We start from the raw sequence: 6,462 nt of genomic DNA, 5'->3' as shown, positions 1-6,462 counted from the left end.
AAGTGCAACGCTTTTACGACCGAGGTCGAGAGCTCCGTGTTCGGCCACGCCCTCATGGAGATGCTCTCCGAGAAGTACAGTCTCGACGATATCGCCACCATGGATGTCGCCGATTTAGCTGACTATTTGCGGGACAAGGGACGCAATCGCTTCCCTGACCCCGAGAACGTTGCACGCTGCATCCAGAAGGCTGCAAGAGCTTCTTACCGGCTCTCCAAGGTCGTTGAAGATTCAATCGATCTGGTGCTCGGCACCTCCATCCAGTCTATCCGGAGCATTCAGACTCAGCTTAAGGATTTGGACAAGGCCATCGAGCGGATTCTAGAGGGCATCCCAAGCGCCAAGTGCCTGCGCTCCGTTCCCGGCATCGACCGGGTGTATGCCGCCGGCATTCTCGCGGAAATTGGTGACATCGACCGCTTCAGCGACCAGGCCGCCGTGGCCAAATATGCAGGTCTCACGTGGCGTCGGCACCAGTCTGGCCCCTTTGAGGCTGAGGATACGAAACGCATTAAATCCGGCAACCGATTCCTTCGCTATTACCTGGTTGAAGCTGCCAACTCGGTGAAAAACCGCGATGAAGAATTCGGCGATTATTACCGGAAGAAATACAAAGAAGTACCCAAGCACCAACACAAACGCGCCCTCGTCTTAACGGCAAGAAAACTTGTGCGTCTGGTCGATGTGCTGCTACGCAACGGCCAACTCTACACGCCTCGAAGGAAGGTGAATAGCGCGAAGGATTAACGCCTCCTTTGCCAAAGTCCTTCACAAATTCCCAGTAAAAATCTGGTATGTCGCTTGATTTTCAACTGGGTCTGATTTGATGCGTCCATTTTTCCTGACTGATCTGCTTTGCGGCCAAGAAAATTTCCAATTCGATTGAATCAGGGACTTGACATCATACCGCTGGACTTATGAGAAGCTGAAGGTTTGCTATACGCTTGAACAATACAAGGCGTTTTTCCATTGGTTCTTATCCCAGTCAGCCGACGCCGTAAAAGAGAAAAATTCGGAAACCGACGCCATGACCAAATTCGTGAAGGAATACGTCGAGTCCCATTTCGGCGACGATCTTTCGCTCGATGCCATAGCGGGCAAACTCGGCATAACCGGACCCTATCTGTCGACGTACTTCAAAGAGAAGACGGGAATCAACTTCAGCGACTACACCTATACGGTACGGATGAGCAAGGCGAAAGAAATGCTGAAGGACACGGACTTGAAGATCCAGGATATCGCTTCGCTCGTGGGATATTTCACGGTGGCCTCTTTCAACCGGGTATTCAAAAGATTTACCGGCCTTACGCCAAGCGAATTCAGAAGACAATATAATCAGACGATCAAATAATGCCTTCCGACGGCAACCCCAGGAGGAATAGGACTTATCTGGACAAATATTTGATATGGGGCTTTATCTGGAGTAAGGAACATAGCGCATAACGGAAAACGGGAGATGGGCACTCGAGAAGTTGTCCATCTCCCGTTTAAGCATCCTATCAATTCGATGTTACGTTATCCGTAAACTTGATGTTCTGCGCTCGGTAATTCGCAACCGCCGCGTTCACTGCCGACGTTGACATCGCAACGCCTTTGGCATGATAAACCCAATCGACGTCTTCCGCATACGTCCTGGTCCCGCTTTGGCTCATCAGCCCATCGGAGAGAAACCAATGGTTGAAATCGATCGCCATTTTCGTTCTCGGATAGTATTTTCCCGAAGCCGTTGCGGTCAACGTTCCGTCCACGTAATAGTTGACGACGCCTGAAGCGGCCGTCACCACCAAGGTATGCCAGCCGGCGTAACTGCCCATATGGTCGGTCTCGACAAAGTCGTCTTTCGGCGGATTGTTCGAGTACGTGTACCACGTGGTGTTCGTCATGGCGCTCGACGTAATGCCCCAGCCGCCATTGGGCAAATACTCGAAATCCATTTCGCTGTAAAGGGGATCGTTATCGTATCTTAAGGTAGAAATCGTAAAAAAGGTTTGGTTGACCTCGTCTCCATCTGTGCCCACCGTCGGTGAATCCGTAAATTTCACTCTTGCCGCATACGTTCCTTCGAAATACTTTTCCGGCGTGAAGATTTCGGCTTGATTGGTGGACGCCCCCGTACCGTTCGTATTGACCTTCAATCTCATCAGCTTATTGGAAGAATTCGCGGGGTCCGTGACAAAGGTAATATTGTTGGCCAGCCAAGAAACGCCGGCAGGACCCGGCCCGCCCGATCCGGTTCGCACCGTCCATTGGTGGGTGCCGAGCAGAGAGTCGGAGGAACCGGAGTAGCTGAAATCGTCAAACATGGTTTGCGGCTGCGCGGTTCCCCAGATTTCCACTTCGACATAATGGTTATAACCGTTCGAAGTGCTGCCGTTCGAATAGAGCCTGACATACCTTGCACTCGTTGTAGCGAAGTTGATTGTTTTGCCCGCGGAGGTTTCGGCGTACTCGGCATCGCTTCCGACACCGAACCCGATGCTGTTATTCAAGTCGTTGTTGAACACCGTGGTCACGCTGCTGCTGAAATCCGAAACGTTGGATAAACGGACGATAACGTCATGATAGGTTCTCCCGTCTCCGAAATAGTGCCAAATCTTGACTTGGTTCAGGCTTACGCTAGACCCCAAGTCGAATTGGACCCATTGCGTGTTTTGAGTGACATCCACGTAATTCGCGGTATTCTTGTCTCCGTCCGTGATAAACGCCGGGTTCCCGGAGACGGTGCCGCTGGTCGTGAAGCTTTTGCCCGCCGCTACATTCACGGGGCCGGCGTGAGAGATTCCGACATGGGCTCCCGAAAACAGAATACATCCAACAGCAATAACCGAGAGCCACTTCCACCCTTTCCTTACCATTTTCGACATGGCTACACCTCTTCCTTAGTGAGGATCGGTTACAACCTGGCAGATTTCAAGTGCATTCCACTTTCCACCTTTCATCCCATGAATTTGACTTCCCGCTCATCATAGAATGCGGCAGTTCGATTCGATTTCCTTACTTGCCGGTGGCTTGCAAGGTACGTTCGTAAGCCTTTTTATAAACGTCCAACAGCTCATCGACTCCGAGTTTCTTTTGTTCCTGGACATACTTATCCCATTCGCCAAGGCTTCTCGACCCCAGGATAAACTTTGAAATATTTTCGTCCCGGTTTTTGATGAGAGCATCCCCTTTGGTGCTAATAATTTCCTGCTCCTGTTGGTTGAATGCCGGTTTAGGCTGCGGCTGGCTGTCATATTTGGCCGCTTCCTCATAAGCGACTTTCAGCTCGGGAGAAGCGAGGGAAATATGGGAGTCGTAGTCGAACCAGACGAATACGCCGTCCGTGGAAATTCCCGTTTTCTTTCTCAAGTCGGAAACGTCCGTGAAATCGCCGATGAATTTATTTTTTCCGTCCTCGACCTTGAAGGTTTCTCCCTCTTTGCCCCAGCTCGTTAAAGATTTCCCTTCATCCGTATAGAAGAAGTCCATGTATTTCATGATGTCATGGATGTTCTTGGATTGCGAAGATACCATGACGCCTTCCTCCGTTATTTGGGTGTAGGCGTTCTTCTGTGGCCCGCCTTCCCATCCTGCGGGAGGCTTCATAAAGCTAAGCGTGAAATTCGGGTTGTTCTTGCGCAAAGCGGAATTATAGAAATCGATCCGTCCGATATAATCCAGCGTGACAAATGCGCGGTCCGTAGACATAATGTCCTGCCAGATCTTCGTATCGACCGTCAGGAAATCGGGCGGAATCAGACCTTCCTTGTAAAACTTGTTGAGATAGGTGACCATTTTCTTGAAATTGTCTTCCGTTGCGCCGTAGACGAACTCTTTTTTGTCTTGATCGAAATATACGCTAACCTGGGTGGAACTGACCGATCCCACCGTATTGAACGACGCGCCGAAATTTTGCAGGTACCGAAGGCCGCTGCGGAAGGTCAGCGGATAACTCTTCGGATAAAGCTCCTTCAATTTCTTCAAAGTGGCGTACAGCTCGTCCCAGGTTTCCGGTTGCTTCAACCCGTTCTTTTCGAAGATGTCCTGGCGGTACATCCAAAGCATCCGGTTCGTTTCCCCCATGCCCTCATTGGGGAATACGTACATTTTGCCGTCCGCAGCCAATGCGGCTTGTACAGCCTCCGGAAACTGTGCCATCCACTTCTTGAAATTCGGCATCTCGTCGACATAATCCAGAATGTTGGCGAGCGCGCCCTGCTGTCCGTATTTATCCGCCCTCGCTTTTTCCTGGGTCCAAATCATGTCCGGCATCGATCCCGATGCAACGGCCAAGCTGGTCGCATCTTCCAGCGTACCCGGCGGCACTTGAATGTCGAGTTTGACGCCCGTTTTCTCTTGAAGGTATTTCCAGATCGGCCAATCCGCCGAATAAGGCCAGCTCGGGTTATTGTAATCAAGAAACGTCAAGGTCTTAAGCGGCTGATTTTGGGCAGGCGATGCCCCGCTGCTTGACGTTGCCGAGTTCCCAGATGCCCCCGCGCTATTCTGCGGGGAATTCCCATTGTCTTTCGAACTGGAACAACCGGCTAGAATTGCCCCCCCTATAACCAGCACCGCAAGCATCTTCCCCCATTTTCCCATTTCTTAATTCTCCTTTTGATAAGAATAACCTGCTATATGTCAACCTTTGACCGACCCGATCAGCGTCCCTTTCGTAAAATACTTCTGAAGGAACGGGTAGATCAAGAGGATTGGCACCGTAGATACGATAATGGTCGCGAATTTCAGGGATTCGTCCACGATCAGTTGGTCCCCGCCGATGGACGTCGCGCCGTTGGCGGTTGCCTGCCCTTCAAGCACGAGGTTCCTTAACACCACTTGAAGAGGGAACAAATCGGCATCTCGCAAGTACAACATCGCCGAAAAGAAATTGTTCCAAATGCCGACCGCATAAAACAGGCAAATCGTGGCTAGAACCGCTTTGGATAAAGGAAGTACAATCCGGAAAAAAGTGCCGATATCGGTTAGTCCGTCCATCTTTCCGGATTCCTCCACCTCTTTGGGGAGACCGGAAAAGAACGTTCGCAGAATGATCAGGTTCCAGGTGCTTACGGCTGTAGGCAAGATCATGCTCCAGACGGTGTCGATGAGACCGTAGCTTTTCACGATCAGGAAGGTCGGAATCATTCCCCCGCTGAAAAACATCGTGAACACGATCAGGAGCGTAAAGGTCCGGTTCAGGAACATTTCCTTCTTGGATAAAGCGAAAGCGCCGGCAGATGAAATCAACAAAGAAAAGGTGGTCCCTACCACCACGTAGAGGATGGTGTTTAAGTAGGCTCTGGATATATGAGGGTCGCGAAGCACGATCTCATACATTCTGAAGTTGAGCCCTTTCGGCCATAAGAACACATCCCCTTTCAACACATGGACGTCCGAACTCAGCGAGACAGCGATCATATAGATGAATGGATATAAAGTAGCGAGCACTACGCCGAACAGAATCGAGATCAGCACGATTTCAAATCCTCTTATTTTCCGTCTCATCGCTGCACCCCTTACCATAAGCTCGTCTCGCTCGTTTTGCGGCTGATCCAATTGGCCGTAACAATAAACGCTAGATTAATGACGCTCGTGAATAGATCGATTGCCGTTCCGTAGCTGTAATTTCCTCTTTGCAGTCCGGTGCGGTAAACGTAGGTGCTCAGGATGTCCGCCGTCTCGAACGTAGAAGGGTTGTAAAGAAGAAACACTTTCTCGAACCCGATGTCCATTACGCTGCCGACGTTCAGGATCAATACGATGACGATCGCCGGCGCGATGCCCGGCAGCGTAACGTAGAGCAGCTGCTTGAAGCGTCCCGCGCCATCTATTTTCGCGGATTCGTATAGCTGAGGGTCGACCGCGGTCAATGCCGCCAAATAGATAATGGTTTCCCAGCCGGCATTCTGCCAAATATCCGAGATGACATAGATGGAGCGGAACATCTCGGCTTCCATCATGAAGTTGATCGGTTCAAAGCCCAACCATTGTATGAATTCGTTCACGACGCCGCTGGAAGGAGACAGAAACAGCAGCACCATGCTGGCCACGACGACATTGGAGATAAAGTGCGGCAAATAGCTGACCGTCTGGACAAATCGTTTGAAGAATGCGTTTTTGACTTCATTCAGAAGTAAAGCCAGGATGATCGGGGCGGCAAAACCGAACAACAATTTGTAGAAACCCAGTAAGAAGGTGTTTCGGATCAGGACATAAAAATCGGGACTTTCGAAGAACATCTTGTAGTATTTCAAGCCTACCCATGGGCTTGCCCATATTCCTTTGAAAAGGTTATAGTCCTTGAACGAAATGACCAACCCGAACATCGGAACGTATTTGAAAAGTACGTAATACAGCATGGTAGGCAAAATCAACAGCAGCAAATATTTGCTACGGTTCAGGCTTACCCTCCACGGTTTCCTTGGTCTTCTTGCGAGCTCGTCTAACGCAGCGATATCCGGAGTGAAGGTCGTTTTCATT

At 50.4% G+C, this 6,462-nt stretch carries 6 protein-coding genes; 2 read left to right on the top strand and 4 right to left on the bottom strand.

Features of this window, described 5'->3' with window-relative positions:
- The coding region (locus LKX83_RS27125) for an IS110 family RNA-guided transposase (protein WP_227885972.1) at positions 1-747 on the top strand (747 nt) is incomplete at its 5' end.
- Between the two features lie 280 nt (positions 748-1,027).
- Entirely contained in the window at positions 1,028-1,351 is a 324-nt protein-coding gene (locus LKX83_RS27120; protein WP_227885971.1) for a helix-turn-helix domain-containing protein, read from the top strand.
- A gap of 148 nt (positions 1,352-1,499) precedes the next feature.
- Here LKX83_RS27120 and LKX83_RS27115 read toward each other — a convergent pair whose 3' ends face one another.
- From LKX83_RS27115 to LKX83_RS27100, 4 genes are all read right to left on the bottom strand, one after another.
- Complete coding sequence (locus LKX83_RS27115) at positions 1,500-2,864, bottom strand: discoidin domain-containing protein (RefSeq protein ID WP_227885970.1); 1,365 nt, start codon at positions 2,862-2,864, stop codon at positions 1,500-1,502.
- Between the two features lie 130 nt (positions 2,865-2,994).
- A complete protein-coding gene (locus LKX83_RS27110) occupies positions 2,995-4,581 on the bottom strand; it encodes an extracellular solute-binding protein (RefSeq protein ID WP_227885969.1) in 1,587 nt (528 codons plus the stop codon).
- A gap of 39 nt (positions 4,582-4,620) precedes the next feature.
- The gene (locus tag LKX83_RS27105) at positions 4,621-5,487 is read right to left on the bottom strand and encodes a carbohydrate ABC transporter permease (RefSeq protein ID WP_227885975.1); all 867 of its coding nucleotides are present in this window, start codon (positions 5,485-5,487) and stop codon (positions 4,621-4,623) included.
- Between the two features lie 11 nt (positions 5,488-5,498).
- A complete protein-coding gene (locus LKX83_RS27100) occupies positions 5,499-6,461 on the bottom strand; it encodes an ABC transporter permease (protein WP_370639140.1) in 963 nt (320 codons plus the stop codon).
- Position 6,462 lies beyond the last annotated feature (1 nt).

The sequence above is a fragment of the Cohnella baijiui genome (assembly GCF_020731285.1).
In the GTDB taxonomy this organism is placed as follows: Bacteria; Bacillota; Bacilli; order Paenibacillales; family Paenibacillaceae; genus Cohnella.
The sequence above is the reverse complement of the archived record's forward strand: the minus strand, read 5'-3'. Positions and strand labels throughout refer to the sequence as shown.

Coding starts and splice junctions, on each gene's coding strand:
- LKX83_RS27115 (WP_227885970.1), bottom strand. CDS start 2,864: ATGTCGAAAATGGTAAGGAAAGGGTGGAAGTGGCTCTCGGTTATTGCT.
- LKX83_RS27110 (WP_227885969.1), bottom strand. CDS start 4,581: ATGGGAAAATGGGGGAAGATGCTTGCGGTGCTGGTTATAGGGGGGGCA.
- LKX83_RS27105 (WP_227885975.1), bottom strand. CDS start 5,487: ATGAGACGGAAAATAAGAGGATTTGAAATCGTGCTGATCTCGATTCTG.
- LKX83_RS27120 (WP_227885971.1), top strand. CDS start 1,028: ATGACCAAATTCGTGAAGGAATACGTCGAGTCCCATTTCGGCGACGAT.
- LKX83_RS27100 (WP_370639140.1), bottom strand. CDS start 6,461: ATGAAAACGACCTTCACTCCGGATATCGCTGCGTTAGACGAGCTCGCA.